We start from the raw sequence: 25127 nt of genomic DNA on the forward strand, positions 1-25127 counted from the left end.
GAAAAAGTGAAGACAAAAACTTAGACTTTAGGTCTAACCAGTGCGGAGCGGTAGTTCAGTTGGTTAGAATACCGGCCTGTCACGCCGGGGGTCGCGGGTTCGAGTCCCGTCCGCTCCGCCACTTATTTAGAAACCCAGTCTTCGGACTGGGTTTTGTCGTTTTAGAGCAGAATAATTTTCCTGCCGAGTGCGCAAATCCAGCTAGGCATCTCTGTAGTTTTGCCACTTATTTAGAAAAACACCCTTTGGATTGGGTTGATATCTTCATAGCCCAGTGCCTGCAGCATAGCGAACTCTGTGGGATAAAGGTCTTACTTCTCTTCTATCATTGGCTATTTTCTAAGCCTTAAAACTATCCAAACGTAAGTGCTTACTTACTCTCATCGTTTTTCTAGCACTATCTTTGTTATATGAACAGTGACGTTGAGCTCTTTTTGTGCTGCTCTAGATTTTATGTTCAAGATTGACTGTAAACAAAAAGCCCATTACGTGAGTAACGGGCTTCCATTCCCATTTGAATGAGGTATCCCTACAGGGAGATATATTTACTTTCTGCCACTTCCCATAATGCTTTAACTAAAGGGTTTTCTAGCTGGCTTTTAATACAGCAAACACCAAGTTCGAATGGTTTGATAGGCAGAACCTTAAGCCTATTTATCTTCTCTCTGACAGGGCTGTTGTTGATTACTACATCCGGTGCAATACCGACTCCGCAGCCTAAGGCCACCATACTGACGATGGCTTCATGTCCTGCCACCTGTGCGTAGATATTTGGTTTGATCTTCATTTGCTTAAACCAAACATTCGCTCTTTCTCTCGCTGTGCCTGCTTCTGGGAGAATAAAAGGTATTGTTGACCAATCCGGATTTTCTTTCTGTAGTTCTTCTGCAAAGCTGCTGACTCCAACTGGTGCTATCACCGATAGGGGAATCTCACTGATTGGTTCAAAGGAGACTTTAGCTGGTAGTTGATCGGGTTTTGCAGAGATCGCGATATCAGCCTCATCCGCCAATATTTTATCGATGGCTTGTGCTGGATCGCCGGTAGAGAGTTTGAATTCAATAAATGGATGCTGAATGCGGAATTCGGAAATAAGCTCTGGGAGATGGCTATAACTTGCCGTTACCGAGCAAAATAAACGTATCTCCCCTTTTAACTCGTCTTCCGTTCCTTTGACGTAACTTTGGTATTGCTGCCATTCCCCTAAGATCTTTAGTGCAACAGGTAATAGCTTCTTTCCTTGAACCGTTAATTCGACACTTCGGTTATCACGCAAGAATAGCTGTTGATGCGTTTCTTCTTCCAATTTCTGGATCTGCCGGCTTAGTGCAGAAGGGCTGATATGCATTGCCGCCGCTGTCTTAGCGAAGCTCTTACTATCACATAGATGAATGAATAACTGCAGGCTTTTGATGTTCATTAAATCTTCACTTCCATGTTGCATTAATTGCAATAAGTAATTGTGAATATATCACTTTCAGCAACAGAATGTCTGTTTTAGTATGAACTCATTCGGTAACACAAGTACCGACCTCTATGGAAGAATGTTAAGGAGCACCCAGATGGCTAACTATTTCAATACCCTAAACTTGCGTGAGCAATTGGACCAACTTGGTCGTTGTCGCTTTATGGACCGCGAAGAATTCGCATCAGAAGCAGATTACCTAAAAGGTAAGAAAGTGGTCATCGTAGGTTGTGGTGCTCAAGGCCTTAACCAAGGTCTAAACATGCGCGATTCTGGTCTAGACGTAGCTTACGCACTTCGCCAAGCGGCAATTGATGAGCAACGCCAGTCATTCAAAAACGCAAAAGACAACGGCTTTGAAGTGGGTAGCTACGAAACGCTAATTCCACAAGCTGACCTAGTCGTAAACCTTACTCCAGATAAGCAACACACAAACGTTGTTGAGACGGTAATGCCGTTGATGAAAGAAGGCGCAGCACTAGGCTACTCACACGGTTTCAACGTTGTTGAAGAAGGCATGCAAATCCGTAAAGACCTAACGGTAGTAATGGTTGCGCCTAAATGTCCGGGTACGGAAGTTCGTGAAGAATACAAGCGTGGCTTCGGTGTACCGACTCTTATCGCTGTTCACCCTGAGAACGACCCTAAAGGTGAAGGTTGGGATATCGCGAAAGCTTGGGCAGCAGCAACAGGTGGTCACCGTGCCGGCTGTCTAGAGTCTTCTTTTGTTGCTGAGGTGAAATCTGACCTAATGGGTGAGCAAACTATCCTTTGCGGCATGCTACAGGCTGGTTCTATCGTATGTTACGAGAAGATGATTGCTGATGGTATCGATCCAGGCTACGCAGGTAAGCTTCTTCAATACGGTTGGGAAACCATCACTGAAGCACTGAAGTTTGGTGGTATCACTCACATGATGGATCGTCTATCAAACCCAGCAAAAGTAAAAGCATTTGAGCTTTCTGAAGAGCTAAAAGAGCTGATGCGTCCGCTATACAACAAGCACATGGATGACATCATCACAGGTCACTTCTCTAGCACAATGATGGCTGACTGGGCAAACGACGATGCAAACTTACTAGGCTGGCGTGCAGAAACGGGTGAAACTGCTTTCGAAAACTACCCAGAAACTGACGTAGAAATCTCTGAGCAAGAGTACTTCGACAACGGTATCCTGATGGTTGCTATGGTTCGTGCTGGTGTTGAGCTAGCGTTCGAAGCAATGACAGCATCTGGCATTATCGATGAGTCTGCTTACTACGAGTCTCTACACGAGCTACCGCTGATCGCGAACACTATCGCACGTAAGCGTTTATACGAGATGAACGTGGTTATCTCAGACACTGCGGAATACGGTAATTACCTGTTCGCTAACGTAGCAACACCGCTTCTACGTGAGAAGTTTATGTCAGCAGTAAATACTGACGTAATTGGTAAGGGTCTAGGTGAAACTTCTAACCAAGTAGATAACGCGACTCTTATCGCTGTAAATGATGCTATCCGTAACCACCCAGTGGAATACATTGGTGAAGAGCTACGTGGGTATATGACTGATATGAAGAACATCGCTGTAGGCGGCTAATTACTTGCCTTAAGGTTCCATTTCGGTGTCGAAGGTGCTCATATACTATCGTAAACTCCGCGCCTTCTCCTAGAAATGAAACCTTAATTCAGCGCAATTCGTTTAAGGGACTAAAGCTCTTAGCTTCGAATATACAATCTGCGTAATTGCATTAAAGCAAAGCAGATAAGAACTCCAGACAGACTGGGGTCAATAAATACAACATAAAACACAACATCTAATTAAAAGGCTTGGTCGCCGTTGACCAAGCCTTTTTTGTTTTTATAAAGGTGAATTTTGTCCTTAAGAAGGCAAAATAGAAGCGAATCCTGAATCTCGAATCCCAATAAACAAAAAGGGCTGATGTTCTCACATCAACCCTTATAATTTTCTTGTCGCTTTTCGCTTATTTATCAGCGAGCTTTTCTTCAAGCTCTGCTAATTTCTTTTCCATTTCTGTCAGCTTTTGACGAGTACGCAGCAGAACTTGAGTTTGTACGTCGAATTCTTCGCGGCTAACTACGTCTAGCTTGTTTAGCTGACCTTGGATTACTTGGCGAACTTTTTGATCAACATCCGCGCCTAGTTCTTTTACTGGCTGTGGCATTGATTCGTGAATTTGTTTAGCGATTTGCTCTAATTTCTTTGGGTCAAACATAGTGGCTAAAACTCCTTTTGATTTGCCCACATTCTATGTAAATGATACGGGAAAGTCGCCATTTAGATGGTAAAAAAGAGAGCAGCAATAAAAAAGGTCACCGAAGTGACCTTTTTCTTAGTGCTTTACGCTTACTTATTATCAGCTAATTCGCGATGAGCAGCTTTTGCTTCATCCACTCGAGCTAGCTTTTCTAAGTCTTTGTCTTCAACAAATACTGGCAGTGGCTTATGTTTCTCAGCTAGGTAGCTGTAAATCACAGGCAGTACGAATAGCGTAAACAGTGTACCGATTGCTAGACCGGCAACGATTACGATACCGATACTGAAACGCTGAGCTGCACCTGCGCCTGTTGCGTACATCAGTGGGATCAGACCTGCAATCATCGCCGCTGTTGTCATCAGGATTGGACGTAGACGAACTTTCGCCGCTTCCATTACCGCATCGATACGAGACAGTTTGTTGTGTAACTGCTCTTCTTTCGCTACTTCACAGATCAGGATACCGTGCTTGGTGATCAGACCAACTAGAGTAATCAAACCAACCTGCGAGTAGATGTTCATCGATGCCGTCCCCCACGCCAGAGCAATCAATGCACCACATACCGCTAGCGGCACCGATACCATGATTACGATTGGATCGCGGATAGATTCAAACTGAATCGCCAGTACTAGGAAGATGATCGCCAGTGCTAAACCGAAAGTTGCGTATAGTGCGCTACCTTCCGTTACAAACTGACGAGCTTCACCCATATAGTCATGGTTGTAGCCTGATGGCAGTTTGTTTTGTGCTACGTCTTCGAACCAGTTGATTGCATCACCCATTGCTACGCCTGGAGCAGGTACTGCACCAACCGTTGCTGAGTTTAGCTGGTTGAAGTGAGGCAGTGAGCGAGGCTCTGCAACAACATCAATCGTGATTAAGCTTCCTAATGGTACCGCTTTACCGTCAACCGAACGCACGTAGTAGTTCTTCATCGACTCTGGGTTTAGACGCCATTTACGTTCAACCTGAGGGATAACCTCGTATGAACGACCATTTAGGTCGATACGGTTTACGTAACCGTCCGCCATCATAGTACTTAGCGTTACACCGATGTCTTGCATGGTCACACCGTAGGCACCGGCTTTGTCTTTGTCGATGCTGATCTTCATCGTTGCTGAATCGTAATTTAGATCCAGATCCGAGTAGACGAACATTGGACTGGTAGACACATCAGCTAGGATATCGCTTGCGATAGTAAACAAGCTCTCGAAGCTGTTTGGTGTGGTGATAACGAACTGAATTGGCAGACCTGAACCGGCACCAGGAAGCTCTGGCATCTGGAATGCGGTAACTGACATACCTGGTACGTGAGCGACTAGTTCACCTACACGTTTGGTAATATCAGCTTGGCTCGCTTCACGCTCACTCCAAGGTTTAAGAGTTGCTAGACCGAACGCTTGGTTTGAGTTTGGTACACCGTTAAACACCTGAGCGTATTCTACTTCTGGCTGATCAGACAGAATCTTGTTCACGTCATTCATGGTGTGTTCGATGTAGTCCAAGTTCGCGTTCGAAGGTGCTGTACCCATTAGTACCACTACGCCTTTATCTTCTGAAGGAGCCAATTCACTTGGAATAAACTTAAACAGAATTGGTAGCGTTGCGAACACGATGATCGCGAAAGCAATGATCACTGGGCGATGCGCCATAACAGCGGTCAGCATTTTCTCGTAGCGGTTGGTCATGCCATCCAATACGTGATGTACTTTTTGCTCAAACTTGCTTGGCTCTTCATTTGCCTTAAGCATTTTTGAACACATCATCGGCGACAGAGTCAGAGCGATGATACCAGACACAAATACCGCCCCAGCTAGGGTTAATGCGAACTCTTTAAATAGCGAGCCCGTGATACCGCCCATTAGTGCGATCGGCGCGTATACCGCACCTAGTGTCAGTGTCATTGCAATTACTGGCACAGCGATTTCACGAGTACCAATGATAGCTGCACGGAACGGCGATTCCCCTTCTTTGATGTGACGGTCGACGTTCTCAAGAACCACGATCGCGTCATCCACCACCAGACCGATGGCGAGTACCATTGCCAGAAGTGTCATCAAGTTCCACGAGAAGCCCATCGCCTGCATTACCATCGCAACACCAATCAATGATAGTGGGATAGTAACGATAGGGATGATTACCGCACGGAATGAACCAAGGAACAGAGTGATTACCACAAGTACGATAACTGCCGCTTCAAGAATGGTTTTCACAACTTCGTGAATAGATTCGTTGATGGCGATAGTTGAGTCGTACATCACGTTCATTTTGATGTTGCTTGGCAAGTTACGCTCTAATTGAGGTAAAAGTTTCAGCACATCTGCCGCGATGTTGATTGGGTTAGCACTTGGTGCCGCGTTGATCGCTGCAACTACAGCCTCTTGACCGTTCGCACTTGCGCGGTAAACGTCGTGGCTCTTCTCTAAGGTCACTTTCGCAATGTCGCCAAGACGAATGACGTCACCTTCACCAGTTTTAACAACCAGCGCTTCGAGTTCAGCAACGTTGGATACTTGAGTATCTGCGCTACCGTTGTAAAGTACGAATTCACCTGTCGCCTGACCGGTTGCCGACTGATAGTTGTTGGCGTTTAGTACCGTCATCACGTCGGTTGCTGTCAGCTTAAGTGCGCCCATTTTCGCTGGATCTAGCCATACGCGTAGCGCGTATTTCATACCACCGTATAGGTCAACTTTCGATACACCATTTACCGTAAATAGCTGCGGGTTGATTACACGCTCAAGATAGTCGGTGATCTGGCTAGAAGACAACTCGTCACTGGTGAAGCCGATGTACAGTACCGCGGTAGTCGAGCCAGTCGACATCGTTACTGTTGGGTCTTCCGCTTCTTTTGGAAGCTGTGAGCGAACGGAGTTGGTTTTTGCCAGAATGTCAGACAGCGCCGCATTCGGGTCGGTGTTCAACTTCATGTTTACGGTAATGGTAGACGTACCAAGCACCGAGGATGAAGTCATATAGTCGATATTATCGGCTTGCGCTACCGCTTGCTCCAAAGGCTGGGTAATAAAGCCTTGGATCAGGTCGGCACTCGCACCGTAATAACTAGTGGTTACAGTAACCACCGTGTTTGTCATTTCAGGGTATTCACGAACTTGCATCTTGAATACGGCTTGCAAACCAAGCAACGCAATCAAAAAGCTGATCGATACCGCTAAAACTGGACGTTTAATAAAAACATCAGTAAAGCGCATGATGCCTCCAATTAAAGCATTGGTGTTTCAGCAGGTGGTGTCAGTGCTGCATCTTCAACGATAGTCACTTTCGCGTGGTTACTTAGACGGATTTGACCCGATGTGACCACGACGTCACCTGGTTTCACGCCTTCTAGGATATGCGCGATGTCTTTAGTACGCTCACCCACTTTCACAACGTGCTGTTTAACGCGTTTTTCACCGTCTTCTTCAGTCACGATGTAGACGTTGTCGCCGTAAAGCGTAAACGTGATAGCCGTTTGTGGCAGCGTTACTTGGTTCTCTAGCTTAGGCAGAATGATGTTTGCACGCGCGAACATACCGCTGCGAAGTTTGCCATCGCTGTTAGGAATGTCGGCTTGAACTTGGATCAGACCACTTTGAACGTTAACTGCTGGTTCAATCGCTGAGATAGAACCTTTGAAAGGCTTATCAGGGTAAGCATCAACAAAGATGTCCACTTCTTGGTCTAGCATGATGCGAGAGATGTCCGTTTGAGGAACAGTGAAACGTAGACGCATCACGCTGGTGTCTTCAAGACGAACGATATCGGTACCTGCTTGTAGGTACTGACCAAGATAAACATTACGAATACCAACCACGCCAGCAAAAGGCGCTTTGATTTCACGGCGGTCAATGGTCGCTTTCAAGCTTTCGATGTCCGCTTTAAGTGAGAAGTAGTTTGCTTCAGCTTCGTCGTACGCTTCTTTAGAGATAGAGCCTTTTTTGAAAAGACCTTGGTAGCGTTTGTACTTAGCTTGAGCTGCTGGCAGTTTTGCTTGTGAGCTCTTAAGATTTGCTTTTTCTACCTCAGAGTCCAGAAGAACCAAAGGTTGGCCTTCTTCAACTTGAGTACCAGAGTCGAAAGAGATCTTATCGATCACGCCGCTGGTTTCGTTCGCAACAGTGACACCTTGGTTAGGTTCAATGAAGCCGATTGCCTCGATAACAGGAACCCAATCAACCGCTTTTACTTCTGTTACGGTTACTGGGAATTCTGGTTCCGGACGATTCGCCATGTATTCAGCAATTTTCTGTTGCTTGAATAAATTGAAACCTATCACGCTCCCGAATAGGAGAATCGCGATAAGCAACATAAAGAAAGTCCACTTTTTCATTCTATTAAGAACTCCAAGTTAGTGTTTAATAATTGCATCCCAGCTAGCTTCAACGGCTGCTTCCAGCGCGTCTTCATCCAACTGATAAAATCCCAAAGCATGTTTTCTAGCAAGCGCAACACTAGCTTCGAAACTCAACCCTGAAAGAATCTCGTTATCTAGGAGTTTGAATACCCCTTCCGCCTTACCTTGATCGAAAAGACGATCTACTTGGGCAAACATTTGCCTTTCAAGTTCCCGAGTTCCTTTACGATTTGTACAAGGTAGTGATTCATATTGGACACGGTTGCTTAAGGTGTCTAAATTTGAACCAGCAAGGTGCCAAATATTGAGCCACATGGTGCGGTAACGCTCTTTCAGAGGCATATCGTCATGAACATCCGCTTGAACGGCGTCCGCAATACGTTTGGTAACAGTAAGGCGAACCTCTTCCAAAAGATGTTCTTTATCTGAGAAATATCGGTAAATCGTGCCCGCTGCGACACCTGCTTCAGTTGCGAGCTTTTGCATGGAAAGACCATGAAAGCCCGACTCAGCGATTAAGCGTTCGGCAGCTGCAATGATTTGCTCGTATTTATCTCCAGTAGTGTTATTGGTCATAACCCCACCACCCAATGAATGAACGTTCATTCATTATAGCGTAAAGAGTGGTCGCTTATGCAACAAAATGTTGCAACTCTCTGTGTAAAAATTACGTGAAAATGACCGTAGCTTTCACACACTCACCCCTTTATCATAGGCGCCACTATTTCCACCCGCAGAGAATTTTTATGAAGCTGAACCCAAGACAAGACGAAGCCGTTAAGTACGTATCAGGCCCATGCTTGGTACTTGCGGGTGCTGGCTCGGGTAAAACTCGTGTAATTACCAATAAAATTGCTTATTTGGTTCAGCAGTGTGGCTACAAGGCGCGTAATATTGCTGCGGTGACCTTTACCAACAAAGCTGCACGTGAGATGAAAGAGCGTGTAGGGCAGACATTAGGCAAAGCTGAATCGAAAGGCTTGATGGTCTCGACGTTCCATACTTTGGGGCTAAACATCATCAAGCGCGAGTACAAGCACCTTGGTTTGAAAGCGGGCTTTTCTTTATTTGATGATCAAGATCAGCTAGCGCTGCTTAAAGAGCTGACAGAAAAGCAGCTAGATGGCGACAAAGATCTGCTGCGTCAGTTGCTAAGTTGTATTTCCAACTGGAAGAACGACATGCTGACACCAGAGCAAGCCAAAGCGTTGGCTCAAGGTGAGCAACAACAACTGTTTGCTTTCTGTTTTGAGATGTATCAGAAGCAAATGAAGGCGTACAACGCGCTCGACTTTGATGACCTGATTTCTCTGCCAGTGCAATTGCTACGTAACAATGAAGAAGTGCGTCAACGTTGGCAGAACCGCATTCGTTACTTATTGGTGGATGAGTATCAAGACACCAACACCAGTCAATATGATTTGGTGAAGTTAATCGTTGGTGAGCGCGGTCGTTTGACCGTAGTAGGTGACGATGACCAGTCTATTTATTCATGGCGTGGTGCTAAGCCGCAAAACTTAGTATTGCTTGGTGAAGACTATCCTAACCTGCGTTTGATCAAGTTGGAGCAGAATTACCGTTCGACGAGTCGCATTCTGCGCGCAGCTAACATCTTGATTGCGAACAACCCACACGTATATGAAAAATCACTGTTCTCGGAAATTCCTGACGGTGAAAAACTCAAAGTGTTGCTGGCGAAGAACGAAGAGCACGAAGCGGAGCGCGTAACGGGTGAATTGATTGCGCACAAGTTCCTAAACCGCACCGAATATAAAGATTATGCGATTTTGTATCGTGGTAACCACCAATCGCGTTTGATTGAAAAATCACTGATGCAAAACCGCGTGCCATACAAACTATCTGGCGGCACATCGTTCTTTGCTCGTGCCGAGATTAAAGACATCATGGCTTACCTGCGCGTGTTGGTGAACCCAGATGATGACAACGCGTTCCTACGTATCGTGAATACACCGCGTCGTGAAATCGGTCCGGTCACACTAGAGAAGTTAGGCAGCTATGCCAACATGCGTGGTAAAAGTCTGTTTGAAGTCAGCTTTGAAATGGGATTGGAGCAGCACCTTACAGGCCGAGGTTTGGAAAACCTGCGTCGTTTTACACAGTGGTTAGTTGCGATTGCCGATCAAGCCGAGCGTGGTGATACCGTTGAAGCGGTACGTTCACTTGTACGTGATATTCATTATGAAGACTGGCTGTATGAAACGTCAGCAAGCCCGAAAGCGGCGGAAATGCGCATGAAGAACGTTTCTGATCTTTACTCGTGGATTGTTGCTGACTTAGAAGGTGATAACTACGACCAAGAAGAAAAGACGTTAAAAGAGGTGGTTCAGCGTCTTACTCTGCGCGACATGATGGAACGTGGTGAGGAAGATGAAGACAGTGATGCGGTGCAATTGATGACACTACATGCGTCGAAAGGCCTCGAGTTCCCATTTGTTTACTTGATTGGTTCGGAAGAGGGTATTTTGCCACACCAAACCAGTATTGATGAAGACAACGTCGAAGAAGAGCGTCGATTGATGTACGTAGGTATTACGCGTGCACAGCGCGAGCTGACTTTTACCATGTGTAAAGAGCGCCGACAGTTTGGTGAATTGATCAAGCCGACTCAAAGTCGTTTTCTCGATGAGCTGCCATTTGATGACGTTGAATGGGAAGCAAACAAAAAGCCAGTATCAGCGGAAGAGCGTATGGCGAAAGGTCAGGCACATATTGCCAATATCCGTGCAATGTTTAAAAAGTAGTCAAGGACGGTTCTAATTTGTCAAAAATAAAAAGGCTTGCCACGCGGCAAGCCTTTTTCATTGATGTCTTTATTATAGACCTTCAATCATGTGGTCGATGGCTGCGATGATTTCGTCATCAGAACAGTCCATACACGTACCTTTAGCTGGCATCGCGTTGAAGCCTTGGATTGCGTGGTTGGTCAGTACGTCTTTGCCTTGTGCAATACGAGGTGCCCAATCGCCAGCATCACCAGTTTTTGGTGCACCGTTCACGCCAGATGAGTGACAAGCAATACAGAAGGTACCGTAAACTGCCGCGCCATCACGTGGACCAGTTGGTTCTGCTTTTACTGGTTCCGCACCTGCAAGGTAAACATCACCGACAGGTTTGATGCGTTCTGCGATCGCATCGTATTCAGTTTGGCTGATGTCAGAAGCTAAAGCTGCCGTAGAGAAAGTTAAGGCAGCGAACAAAACGCTAATCATTCGTCGAGACATATCCATTAAACCCACTTCACATTCCGAGGTAAGTGACTTACCTATTTATATAGTTAGAGTATTTAGAGCTGTTGGATAAAGTTTTAGGTGATTGCTTCTATAGTGAGCAAAAAACCTTATCTAACAGTCTAGAGTGATTGAACAACCAAGTTGCAGCTGTTAAATCAATGTAAATAATGGGTGATTATATCCCGATAACTTGTTGCAATAAACAACAAGTTATCCATGACAGGGCGTGAATCACATCAAAAATTCACTTTAAAGGCAGATAACTGTCGAAAAAGAGACCAAACGAGAAAAAAAGTAAAAAAAGTACTAGACGGCATAGTGTGATATCCGTATTATTCCTCTCCGCCGATGGGGCATGCGCCCGTAGCTCAGTTGGATAGAGCGTTGGCCTCCGGAGCCAAAGGTCGAAGGTTCGAATCCTTTCGGGCGTGCCATTCCGGAATACAAATTAAAGGCACGAACAATAGTGGTGGCTATAGCTCAGTTGGTAGAGCCCTGGATTGTGATTCCGGTGGTCGCGAGTTCGAATCTCGTTAGCCACCCCATTATTTCGGTAACTCATTAAATTAGTGAAGTTTCCAGTTTTGATTCAAATATCCCAAGAGTCGAAACAAAATTCGTCGGTGAATAGCGCAGCTTGGTAGCGCATCTGGTTTGGGACCAGAGGGTCGGGGGTTCGAATCCCTCTTCACCGACCACTATTTAGTTTATGGCTATAATAGAGCGGTAAACAGCAAAATTGATGGTGGCTATAGCTCAGTTGGTAGAGCCCTGGATTGTGATTCCGGTGGTCGCGAGTTCGAATCTCGTTAGCCACCCCATTAATTTAGGTGACTTCTTAGTTGAAGTATCCTGTCTGATTTGAGAGAATCAGCAAATACAGTTCGGTGAATAGCGCAGCTTGGTAGCGCATCTGGTTTGGGACCAGAGGGTCGGGGGTTCGAATCCCTCTTCACCGACCACTATTAGAAAGCCTGCTTTTTAGCAGGCTTTCGTCGTTTTAGAGCTTATGATCTCACTTGGACTAGATGAGTCGGCAATATTTCAATGGATTTGAACCCATATGGGGTTCGCCTGAAGTTAGAATATGGCTCTTCATCGACCGCTATTTAAAGCCTCAGTCGAAAGATTGGGGCTTTTTTGTATTTCTCACCCTAAAAAATCTGCATTCCATTTCAATATCAGTAAACATGTACAGCTCTGGAAGGTTTTGGTCACCTATGATCTAAATGCGATTCGAGCTGATAAAAGAAACCCCAGCACGTTGGCTGGGGTTTTGTGTTTCTTGAATTAAGCGCTTTACTGAGCAAGCGTTTTTAGGATTTCATTCAGTTCAACCGTCTCTCGCACTTGATAGTTGGGTTTGATATCGGTTGTATTTTCCGTACCTGTTGCGTTTACCCACACGCTCAGAATACCCATATTGTTGGCACCCGCAATGTCTGCTGGTAGAGAGTCGCCAATATGAATCACCTCTTCTGGCTTTGCATCCACAAGGTTGAGTGCTTTGCGGAAAATGCTGGCTGCTGGCTTCTCTTCTGGCTCTTCCCCACCGACGATAATGTGATCAACCCATTCGCTCATTTGTGTTGCTTTGAGTTTTGGGTGCTGTGAGAAGATTGGACCGTTAGTGATCACCACTAATTTGTAGTGTTGACGTAGCTCGGTCAGCATCTCTTTTACGCCTGGGAAGAAGTCAAAAGCCCCCATGCGAGCCGAGTCAAAATAGCTCTGCGCCTGTTGAGCCTTTTCTGTATCAATCTCTATACTTTGCTCTGCCAAGATGGTCTGAATTAAACCGCAGCGGAAGGCATTTTCATCTGGCAGTAGAGCAATAAGTTGAGGAAATTCGTTATTGAGCTTTTTGTATACGCCTTGCAAGTAGCGCTGAACAAAAGCAGTTGAATCGGCGACTTGCGGGTAAGTTTGAGCAATCCAAGCAGCAAATTCTTCTCCTGCCACTTTATCGGCTTGAGATGTGCCGCATAACGTTTCGTCCATATCAAAAAATATCGCTTTAAGCACAGGGGCTCCTTCATTCACTACTCGATGTTGGAGCTTGATTATCGCTGATCTCACTCAAAATGACAGTGGAAAGCGTAAAACTGATGGCTGAACTTCTCTTTTCCCCCACCAAAGCTCCCAGTTCGGAGAGTGTTTTAAATCCATAGAAAATTAGCTTAATCACAAAATCGCATAACAGACGCATAACTTGGGGTAGGTGACAGATTTCATTTGTTTTGCTGAACTGCTCACGTTTTCGCCTCTGTTTACTAGAGTGAATTTTGGCTTTTTATGTATGCAGACTATTTTGTTAGTAACATTTTATGTCGAAATATCCCAATAAGAACGGAATATTGTTTGGTTAATGTTAATAATGACGCGTGAATAATAGGGATACTATCAATAGTGACTTTATGCGTAATTTTAGAGCATTTTTCTGTTTTTATTGGTGCGTATCGCACAAAAATGGGGTGTTATGAAAATGGTTAAATACTTGTTAATGCATTTCTATTCGCTCATTGTGCGTGTAAATAATGTTTTTTCGGCGGAATATACTTTAATTGTTGCTTTTTTGTGTAATTTTTGCCAAATTGTCTCCGCATTAAGATTTCAGAGTATTATTCTGAATTTGAACGGATTCATTCAGGTGATGAATGGCGCTTTTATTGCGCGATTCGATACCACAGACAAGGCAGTAGAGGTCTGAAATGTCACTATTAGAGGTGAAAAACCTTCGTATTGAATATCCATCCCGTCACGGTGTCCATGCGGCCGTGAAATCGCTTTCTTTTCATATCGATCGTGGCGAAATTGTGGGTGTTGTTGGCGAATCAGGTGCGGGTAAATCCACCGTTGGTAACGCCGTTATTGATTTGCTTAGTCCTCCGGGACGTGTTGCTAGTGGCGACGTGTACCTTGATGGGGAGAAAATTTCTGGTTTAACACCGGAAGCGATGCGTAAGGTTCGCGGCTCTAAGATTGGCTTTATCTTCCAAGATCCAATGACCTCACTTAACCCTCTATTTACGGTTGAGCAGCAATTGAAAGAGACCATTCACGCCAACATGAAGGTGTCGGATGAAGAGGCGTATCAACGTGCGCTTTCTCTAATGCAGCAGGTTGGCATTCCTCAACCTGAAAACCGTCTTAAGCAGTATCCGCATCAATTTTCTGGCGGTATGCGTCAGCGTGTGGTTATTGCTATCGCTTTGGCTGGTGAGCCAGACCTGATCATTGCCGATGAGCCAACGACAGCGCTCGATGTATCTATTCAAGACCAAATCCTAAACCTTATCCGTGAACTGTGTATCAAGAACAACGTAGGTTGTATGTTGGTTACGCACGACATGGGCGTGGTTTCAAACGTGACTGACCGTGTGGCGGTTATGTACCGTGGCGATTTGGTGGAGTTTGGTCCTACAGCTAAGGTATTGGGCGACCCTGATCACCCATATACGCGCAGCTTGATTTCTGCCGTTCCGCGTTCTGATGTAAAGCTCGATCGTTTCCCATTGGTGAGCTACATCGAAGAAGCGACAGAGTTACAAGAGCTAGACATTAAGAATCACTGGTTGGGTCAAAGCCAAGACCAACGTGAGTACACAGGTCCTTTATTGGATGTGAAGAACGTTAACCTGCGTTTTGTAACCAAAGATTCATTGTTTGAAAGCCGCCGTGAATACGTGCAAGCATCAAACAATGTTAGCTTTGAAGTGCATGAAGGTGAGACGTTTGGTTTGGTGGGTGAATCTGGTTCAGGTAAATCGACCATCGCACGTGTGATTGCTGGTTTGTATGAACCAAACTCAGGTCAAGTAAGCTTTGAAGGCATTGACCTGACGGCGCTTAAATCGGAAAAAGCACGCCGCCCATTGCGTCGTCAGATGCAGATGGTTTTCCAAAACCCATATACCTCAATGAACCCGCGAATGAAGATTTTTGACATCATCGCGGAGCCAATTCGTTTCCATAAGCTAACGAAAAATGAAGCGGAAACGCGCCAGATTGTGAATGACCTACTTGATCACGTAGGTTTAGGCAAAATGGCAGGTGTGAAATACCCTCATGAATTCTCCGGTGGTCAGCGTCAGCGTATCTCAATTGCGCGTGCGCTGGCGACCCGCCCTCGATTACTGATTTGTGATGAACCAACATCTGCGTTGGATGTATCGGTACAGGCACAAATTCTAAACTTGCTGAAAGATCTGCAAAGTGAACTGAATCTCACCATGCTGTTTATTAGTCACGACTTACCGGTTATTCGTCAGATGTGTGACCGAGTAGGTGTGATGCAGATGGGTACGCTACTGGAAGTGGCTCCGACAGAGCAATTGTTTACTGCTCCTCAGCATGAATACAGTAAGAAACTGATTTCTCTGATGCCTGAATTCACAGGTTTGAGAGAAGAAATCAAAACGGCATAAACCAAGTTTTTCGCTTGGCTGACCATCAAGGTCAACAAACCTTAGTCATAACAAAGACGCAAACACAACAAGGGATTCGAATTCCCGCATGAAGGAGTTATGCAAATGAAAACCATGAAAAGCAAGTTAGCAGTGGCGCTAATGGCAGCAGGTCTAAGCTTTAACGCATTGGCAGCAGATATCAAAGTTGGCTATGCAGCTGACCCAGTATCTCTAGACCCGCACGAGCAGCTATCAGGTGGTACGCTGCAAATGTCACACATGGTATTTGACCCTCTAGTTCGTTTCACACAAGACATGGACTTTGAACCTCGCCTAGCGGAAAGCTGGGAGCGTATCAATGATACGACGGTTCGTTTCAAACTTCGCCAAGGCGTTAAGTTCCACTCAGGCAACGACATGACAGCGGATGACGTTGTGTGGACTTTCGAACGTCTACAAAGCTCTCCAGACTTCAAAGCTATCTTTGACCCGTACGAAAAAATCGTGAAAGTGGATGATTACACGGTTGATCTAGTGACTAAAGGGCCTTACCCGCTAGTGCTACAAACAGCAACGTACATCTTCCCAATGGACAGCAAGTTCTACACGGGTAAAACCGAAGATGGTAAAGACAAGTCTGAGCTAGTGAAGCATGGTAACTCATTTGCATCAACACATGTTTCTGGTACTGGTCCGTTTATCGTGACGGCTCGTGAGCAGGGCGTAAAAGTAGAATTCGAACGTTTCAAAGATTACTGGGATAAAGAGTCGAAAGGTAACGTAGACAAACTGACGTTACTTCCGATCAAAGAAGACGCGACTCGTGTTGCAGCACTGCTTTCTGGCGGCGTTGATATGATCCACCCAGTAGCGCCAAACGATCACAAACGTGTGAAAGACGCAAAAGGTATCGATCTAGTAACACTACCTGGTACGCGTATCATCACGTTCCAAATGAACCAAAGCAACAACGAAGCACTGAAAGACGTTCGCGTTCGCCAAGCGATTGTTCACGCAATCAATAACGAAGGCATCGTGAAAAAAATCATGAAAGGCTTCGCAACAGCTGCAGGTCAGCAAAGCCCAGCAGGCTACGTTGGTCATGATGACAAACTGGTTCCTCGTTACGATCTTAAGAAAGCAAAACAGCTGATGAAAGAAGCGGGTTACGAGAATGGCTTTACGCTAACGATGATTGCACCAAACAACCGCTATGTGAACGATGCGAAAGTGGCACAAGCGGCGGCGGCAATGCTGTCTAAGATCGGCATCAAGGTTGACCTGAAGACTATGCCTAAAGCGCAATACTGGCCTGAGTTCGACAAGTGTGCGGCAGACATGTTGATGATCGGTTGGCACTCAGATACAGAAGATTCAGCAAACTTCAACGAGTTCCTAACCATGACACGTAACGAAGAGACAGGTCGTGGTCAGTACAACTGTGGTCATTACTCTAATCCAGAAATGGACAAAGTGGTTGAAGCGGCAAACGTAGAAACGGATCCAGCTAAACGTGCAGAAATGCTGAAAGGCGTTGAAGCAACGTTGTACAACGACGCTGCATTCGTACCGCTACACTGGCAAAGTGAAGCCTGGGGCGCGAAGTCTAACGTGAAAGCTGCAGACATCGTTAACCCAATGGTAATGCCTTACTTCGGTGACCTAGTGGTTGAATAATCACGGTTAGTCGATGTTGAGGAGGGATGGATGTCCCTCCTCAACTCTACGTACTCGGCTCAGTTTTGTTTCAGTCGGACTGAGTTGTTTTTAGACTGAATTTTCTCTCTGAATAGAGATCTATGGATAGTTAAGGGGCAAGGAATGTTTTCGTTTCTGGTCAAGCGCCTGTTTCAGGCACTGATAGTGATGTTTGTGATCAGTTTGGTGGCGTTTGCCATTCAGGATAACCTGGGTGACCCGCTACGTGAGCTTGTAGGTCAGTCGGTTTCAGAAGCGGAGCGTCAAGCGCTGCGTGACGAACTGGGCCTGAACGATCCCTTTATCACAAAGTACACTCGCTTTGTGAGCAATGCGCTGCAAGGTGATTTAGGTACGTCTTACTTCTTCAAGCGACCTGCAGTTGAGGTCATCCTCGATAAGCTGGTGGCTACATTAGAGCTCGTGTTTGGTGCGACGCTCATTATCATTGTTTTCTCTATACCGCTTGGGGTGTATTCCGCGATCCATCCGAAGAGTATTTTTACAAAATTCGTTATGGCGATGAGTAGTGTCGGCATCTCGATTCCGGTGTTCTTAACCGCAATCATGTTGATGTACGTCTTCTCCATAGAACTCGGTTGGCTACCTTCCTTTGGACGGGGCGAAACGTCCAATCTACTCGGATGGGAGTCTGGCTTCTTTACCATCGATGGTATTAAGCACCTGATCCTGCCGTGTATTGCACTTGCATCTATCATGCTGCCGTTGTTCATCCGTTTGGTGCGTTCAGAAATGCTGGAAGTACTGAGCTCTGAGTACATTAAGTTCGCTAAAGCGAAAGGCTTGAACTTACAAAAGATTTATTACCAACATGCACTTAAAAACACCATGCTACCTGTATTGACGGTCGGTGGTGTGCAAATTGGTACCATGGTGGCATACACCATTCTGACAGAAACCGTGTTCCAATGGCCGGGCACTGGCTTTCTTTTCCTAGAGGCAATAAACCGTGTAGATACACCGTTGATCACTGCCTACGTTATCTTTGTTGGTCTGATCTTCGTGGTAACTAATACCATCGTTGACCTGCTGTACGGCATCATCAACCCAACTGTGAACCTAACTGGAAAGGGAGCTTAATCATGAGCCAATCAAATGTAACACCAGCTCCTGCTGCCGCACCGTCAGCCTGGCAGCGTTTCAAAGAGTCGGACTTCTTGTATTACTTCAAGCGCGACAAAGTTGCGATGGCAAGTTTTACCGTCTTCATGATGTTTTTAGTCTTGGCTGTAGCAGCACCGATTCTAGCTCCAACTGACCCATACGATTTGACGTCTATCGACATCATGGACTCAGAGCTACCTCCATCTTGGATGGAAGATGGCGATGAGCGTTTCGTATTGGGCACGGATGAGCAAGGTCGTGATATTTTGTCGACCATTCTTTACGGCTCTCGTTTATCTTTGACGATCGGCTTCCTCGCGGTTGGTCTTCAGCTTATGCTGGGTATCATCATTGGTTTGTCAGCAGGTTACTTTGGTGGTCGTATTGATAGTTTCTTGATGCGTTTTGCTGACGTTCAGCTGTCGTTCTCGACCATGATGGTTGCGATCATCGTGTCAGCTATCTTTAAAGCCAGCTTTGGCAGTGATTTTTACAGCCAATACGCGGTAGTCATGCTTGTCGTGATCATTGGTGTGGCGGAGTGGCCGCAATATGCACGTACCATTCGTGCTTCAGTACTGGCTGAGAAGAAGAAAGAATACGTAGAAGCGGCACGAGTGATGGGCTTTAAAGCCCCGCGAATCATGTTCCGTCATATTCTTCCGAACTGCCTATCACCAATCTTGGTTATCTCGACGGTACAGGTAGCAAACGCAATCATGTCAGAAGCGGCATTGTCATTCCTTGGTCTAGGTTTGCCAGTAGACCAGCCATCATTGGGTGCACTAATCAGTATTGGTTTTAACTACATTTTCTCTGGTGCGTGGTGGATTACCGCTTTCCCAGGTATCGTGCTAGTGACATTGGTACTGGTGATTAACCTACTGGGTGACTGGTTACGTGACGTGTTCAACCCGAAAATCTACAAGGGTTAATGACGCGATAAAATCGACGTATTATTTGCCTATTTAATAAATTTCTTTCTAAACTGAGAGCCGGATGCAATTCCGGCTCTTTTTTTGCTTATCACTTTTTATGCATGTTTTATTGACGCTCTGTCGCGATAATTTCATCACCTACTGTTTAGAGTGAAGCTATGGAAATGAAAAAGGCACTACATTCTTCCCGTATCGTCCAATCTGGCTTGAGCCTTGGGCTGCTGGTGGCGTGCGCTCAATTTTCGACTCCGGTTTTGGCGAGTGAATTTCTTTGCCAAGCCTCTCAGGCCAGCAATAAAGAATTGCCTGTGCTTGAGCAATCTTGTCCGATCGGTAAAGGGCTATGGGGAAAGAAAGTGCCGCAAGGAGGCAATGACTTCTTCTGGATCCAGTGTGGTCTATTGCCAAAACCGATGTCTTTAGCCAAAGCAAAGCCGATTTACGGCAAAATCACCACCGATGTTTGGATGAAGCCAGAACAAAAAGGCTATCGTTGCCTCATTGGTCCTTATACGGAATTTGCTAAAGCATCGCAGGACTTGCAACGAGTCAAAACCTTGTCGACCTATAACGAAGCATTTATTCGTGTGGTTGGTAAAGGCGGTACAGTCCCTGCGAAACAGGCTAAGCCAATGACCAAGCCGGTGGCAAAACCTGTAACACCTGTCGTACCAGCTGCTACTCGTGCTAATACGGACGCATTTAAGACAAAAGATGCGCCAAAGCCAAAGTCGCTAGAACCAGTTGCCGCTAAGCCTGCTAAAATGACCAAGCCAGCTCAACCAACTATCAAGAATGACAACGTTGAAGTGCGTTTGAAAACGGTACTGAAGGGCAAGACATTTGTGGTGCCGTATTTAATCGAGAACAACAACCAGTTCTACATGGAACATGGAAAACCATGGAATCGTCTTAGCTACTCAAGCTCAATGAAAGTTTGCCAACAGCTAGGAATGCACTTAGCAACTGCGTCAGAGTTTAAAACATTGCGCGATTCTGGCGTGATGGAGAAGAACAAGTGGCCTTTGCAGTTACCTTACTGGGGTAAAGATAAAAAAGGCTTGTTTGCTGACCGAGAGCCAAATCAGCTAACGGGCACCTCGTTGCTTAACGTGATTTGCGTGAAGTAAAAAATGGATTAAAAAAAGCCCCGCAAGAGCGGGGCTTCGTGTTTATGAGCTTCTAGTTATCACTTTTCAAAACTAAAGATAATGCGTTCTGCTTCATCAGTACGCTCTGGAGTGGCTTCGATAGTGTAAAGCCCCGTAGGAATTGCTGCTGAATGATCTAAAGGCATGAAATCGATGTAACAAGAGCCTTCAGCATCTCTATATTGTGGTTGGCTGCTGAAGTAGTTGTCAGCACTGTAGCTGTCACCGTGAACTTGGATACGACCGTAGTCGAGATAGATATCTTTTAGGATTTCACAAGTTTTTGCATTACGACCATAGATTGAAGCTGAAGTGTATGGACTGCCTTGGTAATCAAATTGTTGAACGATGCCAGAAACTTTCAGTTCAGTTACCACAATATCATTTGCGCCTTCTTCAGATGGCATCGCAATGAATGTTTCACGGTCTACCCAATTAGCATCTTCTTGAGATTCGCTAACGTCGTTGTTAAGCGCTTCTTCGACATATTGAGCATTTGTGTGGTAAGAATACAGCTCGGTTGATTTTTCATCGCCTTCTTCATCTGTGAATGACACGAGGAAATGCTCGTCGTCATCAAAAGAGTGTTGTTTGATGACATCCAATGTCATTTTCATACCATCTTCTTGGGAGATAATTTTGCCATCAACGATTGTGTATGGGACACCTTCTGTAAACTCTGACATGTCTGTGTCACAAGTTGATAGATTGTCGCTATCTCGATCGTTCCAGTACATCGTTTTCGTGTTCACATCTAGGTAGATTGAGTCACACCATCCTTTAGCGAAGTTGGTACCATTGTGACCAATTTCTACGAAATGTAGGAACTTACCTTCTAACGGATGTCCTGCAGGAGGAGGTGTTACGTCATCTGCTGGTTGAACGTTTGGCAGTGTGATCGTTACGTATTCAGAAATTACGGCATCGTCAGCATCTGGGTTTACACCTGCCGCAATCACGAATGAACCGTTTTGCGTTGCACTAGTTGGTGTGCCAGAAACAGTCAGTGTGCCGTTGTTATCAACATTGACTTTTAGACCCGGAACGGTTGTTGCGTACTCATCTTCTTCTGTACCAGCGTAGTATTCGATTGCACCTGACGTGTGCTGAGCTTCAAAGACTTCAGTGATATTGAAATCTGCATCAACAGCTTCACCAACTTTTAGTGTTGTTAGCTGTACTGTGATTTCTTGTTGAAGTTCTGCAAGATCACCGCGATCAATTTCAATCGATGCTTCAGGTTGTTTTTCAATGTCATCTAGCTCGAAGACTTTGTAAGTCGTATTGATACCGTCAAATGCAGAGATCGTGATTGTTTGACCTTCAGGGTAAATGCGAGATGGCTTACCTGTGATTTTCAGCTCAGTCTGACCTTGTGTTTCTACAAGTTCAAGTACTAAGCCATCAACAGATGTGTATGCTTTAAATGCAAGCTTTTCGTCGTCAGAGAACAAGTTGTCAATACGGAATTGTTCATTCTGAACTTCAATACCTTGGTATAGCTCAATACTGTCAATCCACTCTTCGATTGTATCAGCGGCTTCTGTGTTGATTGTTGGCGCTGGATTTTCAACGTTTACTTGTAGGTCGAAAGCGGTTGTTACAGCACCAAAGGACTTATCTTGTTCTTGTGAGTTGTAGTCAGTTGCCGTTAGCTTGATTTGGTAAGCAGGACGAACTGGAGTTAGCTCACCTGAAATCGTTAACTTGCCACCATTGATAGCCGTAGTTGTTAGATTTTTGACCACAGAACCATCAAGTGTGATGACGCTTACTGTGATGTCGATGTTTTTGTTATCGTCATCTTCAAAAAGGGCAAGATCGCCAGCAGCAAGAGGCAGTTCTAAATTGATTGAGTGGCTATCAAGAGGCTTCAGTTCTGTATTGATAGCTTTTACAACGCTCTCATTTGCAAATAACTTGCTGTTGATAACGGGTTCGCTAACTACGCCATTGTTGACTTCAATAACTGGTTTGAAGTTTGGATCATCTAGTTTGTCTGCGTTGTTTTTATCATTAACGACGTCAGTTGCTTTATCGGCAATTGCAATAGCGGTTTCTGCAGAGTAGCTGTCTTTTGCTTGTGCTTTAGACTCGGTTAGAATCTGAGCCGTTTTATGTAAAGCGGTATTGTTAGCGGCGATTACATCAGTAAATGCAGTATCACCCTCGATACCTAATGTCTCATTTACTTTGTTTTTCGCTGCTTGGATTTTTTCTGGTGTTGGGTTAGCACCAGCTTGGATTGCAACAAGGTCAGTCAGCGGAGAGATAACTTTCTCACCCGGAAGTGTACGGAATACAACCTCATGAGCCATAGCTTGGGTTGGGTTGTCCATATCAACCGTGTATGTGCCAGCAAAAAGTTGTGGATCGCGAGCAATCAGTTCAGCTTGAACAGTACCACCCGGAATAATGGTTTGAATCGCAAGGCTCTTTTCAGCAGAGTATTGTTTGTCTGTTAGCGTCACCTTACCCTCATCATTGGTTAGACCAATAATTGGGTCGTTGCTATCTAGCTTTCCATTGTTGTCTACATCTTCAAAAACGACAGCTTCTTTGAAGTAGCCATCAAAGCCTGTAATCACTACACCAGAGTTGTTGTTGCTTGAACCACTATCTGAACCACCACAACCGGTTAGCGCGATAGCCACTGACGCTGCTAGTAAACTCACCTTATTCATTGTTTATTTGTCCTTGTTTCGTTTCCGAATGAGAAAGTCGCTTTTTATTGTTTTATTTTCTAATCTCACTAGTGAGATTAGAAAAGCTGCGCATTTTTAATCGGATTTGGAAGCGGCTTCAAGACACGGAAAACCAAAGAAAAACCGTAAAAATTTTTGGAATATTTTTTCTTGGAATTTCTATCAATAAAAATATCAATTAACTTTAAATTTAGGTCTTTATAAACAATGACTTGTGTTGTTTTGGTTTATTTATAGGCTGCTGTATTTTTTGGGTAGTGGTAAATCATGTTTATTTTTAGCTCTTCTACTTTGCTCGCGTACTGAGGAAATGGGCGTAGGATGTAGCTATAAACCTCCCCCTGAATAAACTCATCATTAGCATGATAATCATTGTTGAAGTAGACATAAGCGTATGCGGATGGCTTAGGTGCAGTCGCGCAATCGGTATTATTGGAGTAAGAAATTACCTCGCTAAACATCCCTTCACCTGCAAGGATTGAGGTGTCCCAAAACTGACAGAATTCATGAGCAAATAAGTCGCTATTAGACGCGACTATGTTGAGATCTGAGTCGAAACCGTCGTAATACTCACCACCTTGAGCATGCCTTCGGTCAAAAATATAGTTACCCGCGAGCGCATGGCGATAACCGCCGGCAGTCGGAATGAGCAGATCAAATAGGGCGGACTGATACAGCTCTTTTCCAGTATTGACGTTCAAACGCTCTTCCATTGAGCGCTTGTTTTTTTGCATGGTGTAGCTTTCGAAACGATTGTTATCAAAGACGGTAATAAAGTAGTTCTCAGTGTCTTTGTGAGCTCGTGACCGGTAGGTTTTCTTCGTAGTCCAGATCTGACGGCTACCTTTGATGTGGATGATCAATGAGTCATCACTGATCTGGTATTCCCCGACTTTATTCAGCTTATGCTCGTCTGGGCAGCGAGTTTTGTTGCTTGAAGCAGCATAAAAAACTTCATCATCAATGAATTTAAATGCTTCACAGTACACTACTTCGTAAGGGTACTTGCGTCCACCGAGCAACGTTGTGGTTTCAAGGCGATATACCACACCATCAATGAGCGGATGTTCTGTATCGTTCTGCTCTGCAGTGACTGCTGGCAGCTCGAAGCGTGTCGTGACCCAAGCGTGATCTTCTGTCCCGTGGTGGTCATCACGTGCAGAGACTGCCAAATATGTGGTTTGGTTGAAGTCTTTTGGCGCGCCTTGCAGCATGATTTGCCCTTGGTTGAGAACGCTCAGTCCGTTGGCGTTTTCTAGCCAAATTCGCGTGGTGAGTAAGTCTCCTTCTGGATCTTCGAACAGCTGTTCCAACCCTAATGAGTAGTTGATAGGGTTGTTTTGTGTCAGTTCCCAACTATAGATAATGGTTTGTAATTGCTGCTCAACCGCTAGGTTTATTATCGGCTTGCCGTTCTCTGTTGCATCGTCGTGTGCAGATTCACTGATGTAGGTTATCGTTAGGTTTTGGGAGTAATTGGCCTCCAATGATCCCAAGGCATCTTCAACCTGATCAGGACGGTCTGACAACGTGGATTCAAGCGCTTTTTCAAACGCCAGTTCATTGCTTCTTTCCAATACAGATGCGGTGAGTGCCTGTTTTACTTCGATAAGGGAAGTGCGTTCACCGTGAGGCGTATTTCTCTTTTCCTCGTTATTATTCGCTGGTTGTATGTTGGCAGCCGCAGCTGTGGTTTGTTCGTCTGTTAGCCAGTAAAGCGCCATCAAGCAGGTACTTAATGCACTTGCAATCCAGTATTTCTTCTTCATG

At 45.2% G+C, this 25127-nt stretch carries 16 protein-coding genes and 6 tRNA genes; 13 read left to right on the forward strand and 9 right to left on the reverse strand.

Translation table 11 applies throughout. The features are described 5' to 3' along the window. Window positions 1–44 precede the first annotated feature (44 nt). Window positions 45–121, forward strand: a tRNA-Asp gene (locus ABMY42_RS15115). 408 nt (window positions 122–529) lie between these two features. On the opposite strand, the gene ilvY is transcribed toward ABMY42_RS15115, so the two are convergent. Beyond that, on the reverse strand, window positions 530–1420 hold the full coding sequence (ilvY, locus tag ABMY42_RS15120) for an HTH-type transcriptional activator IlvY (protein ID WP_005446357.1): 891 nt from the start codon (window positions 1418–1420) through the stop codon (window positions 530–532). A 142-nt stretch (window positions 1421–1562) separates the two neighbouring features. Here ilvY and ilvC point away from each other — a divergent pair, with 142 nt between their 5' ends. After that, window positions 1563–3047, forward strand: a complete 1485-nt coding sequence (ilvC, locus tag ABMY42_RS15125; protein WP_017817145.1) for a ketol-acid reductoisomerase — start codon at window positions 1563–1565, stop codon at window positions 3045–3047. A 385-nt stretch (window positions 3048–3432) separates the two neighbouring features. Here the strand turns inward: ilvC and ABMY42_RS15130 are convergent, their stop codons facing one another. From ABMY42_RS15130 to ABMY42_RS15145, 4 genes are all read right to left on the reverse strand, one after another. Then, window positions 3433–3684 (reverse strand): accessory factor UbiK family protein, encoded by a 252-nt coding sequence (locus ABMY42_RS15130; protein WP_005427244.1) that lies wholly within the window; start codon window positions 3682–3684, stop codon window positions 3433–3435. Window positions 3685–3815: 131 nt separating this feature from the next. Beyond that, window positions 3816–6938, reverse strand: a complete 3123-nt coding sequence (vmeD, locus tag ABMY42_RS15135; protein WP_005446354.1) for a multidrug efflux RND transporter permease subunit VmeD — start codon at window positions 6936–6938, stop codon at window positions 3816–3818. A gap of 11 nt (window positions 6939–6949) precedes the next feature. Next, on the reverse strand, window positions 6950–8056 hold the full coding sequence (gene vmeC / locus ABMY42_RS15140) for a multidrug efflux RND transporter periplasmic adaptor subunit VmeC (protein WP_005446353.1): 1107 nt from the start codon (window positions 8054–8056) through the stop codon (window positions 6950–6952). Window positions 8057–8074: 18 nt separating this feature from the next. Beyond that, on the reverse strand, window positions 8075–8656 hold the full coding sequence (locus tag ABMY42_RS15145) for a TetR/AcrR family transcriptional regulator (RefSeq protein WP_005446352.1): 582 nt from the start codon (window positions 8654–8656) through the stop codon (window positions 8075–8077). 170 nt (window positions 8657–8826) lie between these two features. Here ABMY42_RS15145 and rep point away from each other — a divergent pair, with 170 nt between their 5' ends. Beyond that, entirely contained in the window at window positions 8827–10842 is a 2016-nt protein-coding gene (gene rep, locus ABMY42_RS15150) for a DNA helicase Rep (RefSeq protein WP_009703181.1), read from the forward strand. A 72-nt stretch (window positions 10843–10914) separates the two neighbouring features. Here the strand turns inward: rep and ABMY42_RS15155 are convergent, their stop codons facing one another. Beyond that, window positions 10915–11328 carry a cytochrome c5 family protein gene (locus tag ABMY42_RS15155; RefSeq protein WP_005446350.1) on the reverse strand — a complete coding sequence of 138 codons (414 nt, stop codon included), beginning with the start codon at window positions 11326–11328 and terminating at the stop codon, window positions 10915–10917. Window positions 11329–11688: 360 nt separating this feature from the next. On the opposite strand from ABMY42_RS15155, the gene ABMY42_RS15160 reads away from it, so the two are divergent. The 5 genes from ABMY42_RS15160 (at window position 11689) to ABMY42_RS15180 (ending at window position 12293) form a co-directional block, all read left to right on the forward strand. Beyond that, window positions 11689–11765 (forward strand) — tRNA-Arg (locus ABMY42_RS15160). A 35-nt stretch (window positions 11766–11800) separates the two neighbouring features. Next, window positions 11801–11876: transfer RNA gene (locus ABMY42_RS15165), tRNA-His, on the forward strand. 76 nt (window positions 11877–11952) lie between these two features. Continuing rightward, window positions 11953–12029: transfer RNA gene (locus ABMY42_RS15170), tRNA-Pro, on the forward strand. A 47-nt stretch (window positions 12030–12076) separates the two neighbouring features. Continuing rightward, a tRNA-His gene (locus ABMY42_RS15175) sits at window positions 12077–12152 on the forward strand. 64 nt (window positions 12153–12216) lie between these two features. Beyond that, window positions 12217–12293: transfer RNA gene (locus ABMY42_RS15180), tRNA-Pro, on the forward strand. A gap of 337 nt (window positions 12294–12630) precedes the next feature. Here ABMY42_RS15180 and ABMY42_RS15185 read toward each other — a convergent pair. Further along, window positions 12631–13356 (reverse strand): HAD family hydrolase, encoded by a 726-nt coding sequence (locus tag ABMY42_RS15185; RefSeq protein WP_053050447.1) that lies wholly within the window; start codon window positions 13354–13356, stop codon window positions 12631–12633. 686 nt (window positions 13357–14042) lie between these two features. Here ABMY42_RS15185 and ABMY42_RS15190 point away from each other — a divergent pair. From ABMY42_RS15190 to ABMY42_RS15210, 5 genes are all read left to right on the forward strand, one after another. Then, window positions 14043–15758 carry an ABC transporter ATP-binding protein gene (locus tag ABMY42_RS15190; protein ID WP_005446346.1) on the forward strand — a complete coding sequence of 572 codons (1716 nt, stop codon included), beginning with the start codon at window positions 14043–14045 and terminating at the stop codon, window positions 15756–15758. Between the two features lie 105 nt (window positions 15759–15863). Next, window positions 15864–17417: an ABC transporter substrate-binding protein gene (locus tag ABMY42_RS15195; protein WP_005446344.1), complete on the forward strand. Its 1554-nt coding sequence runs from the start codon at window positions 15864–15866 to the stop codon at window positions 17415–17417. A gap of 144 nt (window positions 17418–17561) precedes the next feature. Continuing rightward, complete coding sequence (locus ABMY42_RS15200) at window positions 17562–18539, forward strand: ABC transporter permease (RefSeq protein ID WP_050902793.1); 978 nt, start codon at window positions 17562–17564, stop codon at window positions 18537–18539. Between the two features lie 2 nt (window positions 18540–18541). Continuing rightward, window positions 18542–19498 (forward strand): ABC transporter permease, encoded by a 957-nt coding sequence (locus ABMY42_RS15205; RefSeq protein WP_005446340.1) that lies wholly within the window; start codon window positions 18542–18544, stop codon window positions 19496–19498. Between the two features lie 161 nt (window positions 19499–19659). Continuing rightward, window positions 19660–20631 (forward strand): SPOR domain-containing protein, encoded by a 972-nt coding sequence (locus ABMY42_RS15210; RefSeq protein WP_349266508.1) that lies wholly within the window; start codon window positions 19660–19662, stop codon window positions 20629–20631. 59 nt (window positions 20632–20690) lie between these two features. Here ABMY42_RS15210 and ABMY42_RS15215 read toward each other — a convergent pair whose 3' ends face one another. Together ABMY42_RS15215 and ABMY42_RS15220 are read right to left on the reverse strand one after the other, a co-directional pair. Beyond that, complete coding sequence (locus ABMY42_RS15215; RefSeq protein WP_349266509.1) at window positions 20691–23336, reverse strand: hypothetical protein; 2646 nt, start codon at window positions 23334–23336, stop codon at window positions 20691–20693. Window positions 23337–23584: 248 nt separating this feature from the next. Next, the gene (locus tag ABMY42_RS15220; RefSeq protein ID WP_349266510.1) at window positions 23585–25126 is read right to left on the reverse strand and encodes a hypothetical protein; all 1542 of its coding nucleotides are present in this window, start codon (window positions 25124–25126) and stop codon (window positions 23585–23587) included. Window position 25127: the final 1 nt, after the last annotated feature.

The sequence above is a fragment of the Vibrio sp. SSH13-20 genome (assembly GCF_040104475.1).
In the GTDB taxonomy this organism is placed as follows: Bacteria; Pseudomonadota; Gammaproteobacteria; order Enterobacterales; family Vibrionaceae; genus Vibrio; species Vibrio harveyi.

Bases quoted from the DNA above. Each gene is read 5' to 3' on its own strand.
- ABMY42_RS15195 (WP_005446344.1), top strand. From the start codon at position 15,864: ATGAAAACCATGAAAAGCAAGTTAGCAGTGGCGCTAATGGCAGCAGGT.
- ABMY42_RS15190 (WP_005446346.1), top strand. From the start codon at position 14,043: ATGTCACTATTAGAGGTGAAAAACCTTCGTATTGAATATCCATCCCGT.
- ilvY (WP_005446357.1), bottom strand. From the start codon at position 1,420: ATGAACATCAAAAGCCTGCAGTTATTCATTCATCTATGTGATAGTAAG.
- ABMY42_RS15200 (WP_050902793.1), top strand. From the start codon at position 17,562: ATGTTTTCGTTTCTGGTCAAGCGCCTGTTTCAGGCACTGATAGTGATG.
- ABMY42_RS15145 (WP_005446352.1), bottom strand. From the start codon at position 8,656: ATGACCAATAACACTACTGGAGATAAATACGAGCAAATCATTGCAGCT.
- ABMY42_RS15210 (WP_349266508.1), top strand. From the start codon at position 19,660: ATGGAAATGAAAAAGGCACTACATTCTTCCCGTATCGTCCAATCTGGC.
- ABMY42_RS15155 (WP_005446350.1), bottom strand. From the start codon at position 11,328: ATGGATATGTCTCGACGAATGATTAGCGTTTTGTTCGCTGCCTTAACT.
- rep (WP_009703181.1), top strand. From the start codon at position 8,827: ATGAAGCTGAACCCAAGACAAGACGAAGCCGTTAAGTACGTATCAGGC.
- vmeD (WP_005446354.1), bottom strand. From the start codon at position 6,938: ATGCGCTTTACTGATGTTTTTATTAAACGTCCAGTTTTAGCGGTATCG.
- ABMY42_RS15220 (WP_349266510.1), bottom strand. From the start codon at position 25,126: ATGAAGAAGAAATACTGGATTGCAAGTGCATTAAGTACCTGCTTGATG.
- ABMY42_RS15205 (WP_005446340.1), top strand. From the start codon at position 18,542: ATGAGCCAATCAAATGTAACACCAGCTCCTGCTGCCGCACCGTCAGCC.
- ABMY42_RS15215 (WP_349266509.1), bottom strand. From the start codon at position 23,336: ATGAATAAGGTGAGTTTACTAGCAGCGTCAGTGGCTATCGCGCTAACC.
- ABMY42_RS15130 (WP_005427244.1), bottom strand. From the start codon at position 3,684: ATGTTTGACCCAAAGAAATTAGAGCAAATCGCTAAACAAATTCACGAA.
- ilvC (WP_017817145.1), top strand. From the start codon at position 1,563: ATGGCTAACTATTTCAATACCCTAAACTTGCGTGAGCAATTGGACCAA.
- vmeC (WP_005446353.1), bottom strand. From the start codon at position 8,056: ATGAAAAAGTGGACTTTCTTTATGTTGCTTATCGCGATTCTCCTATTC.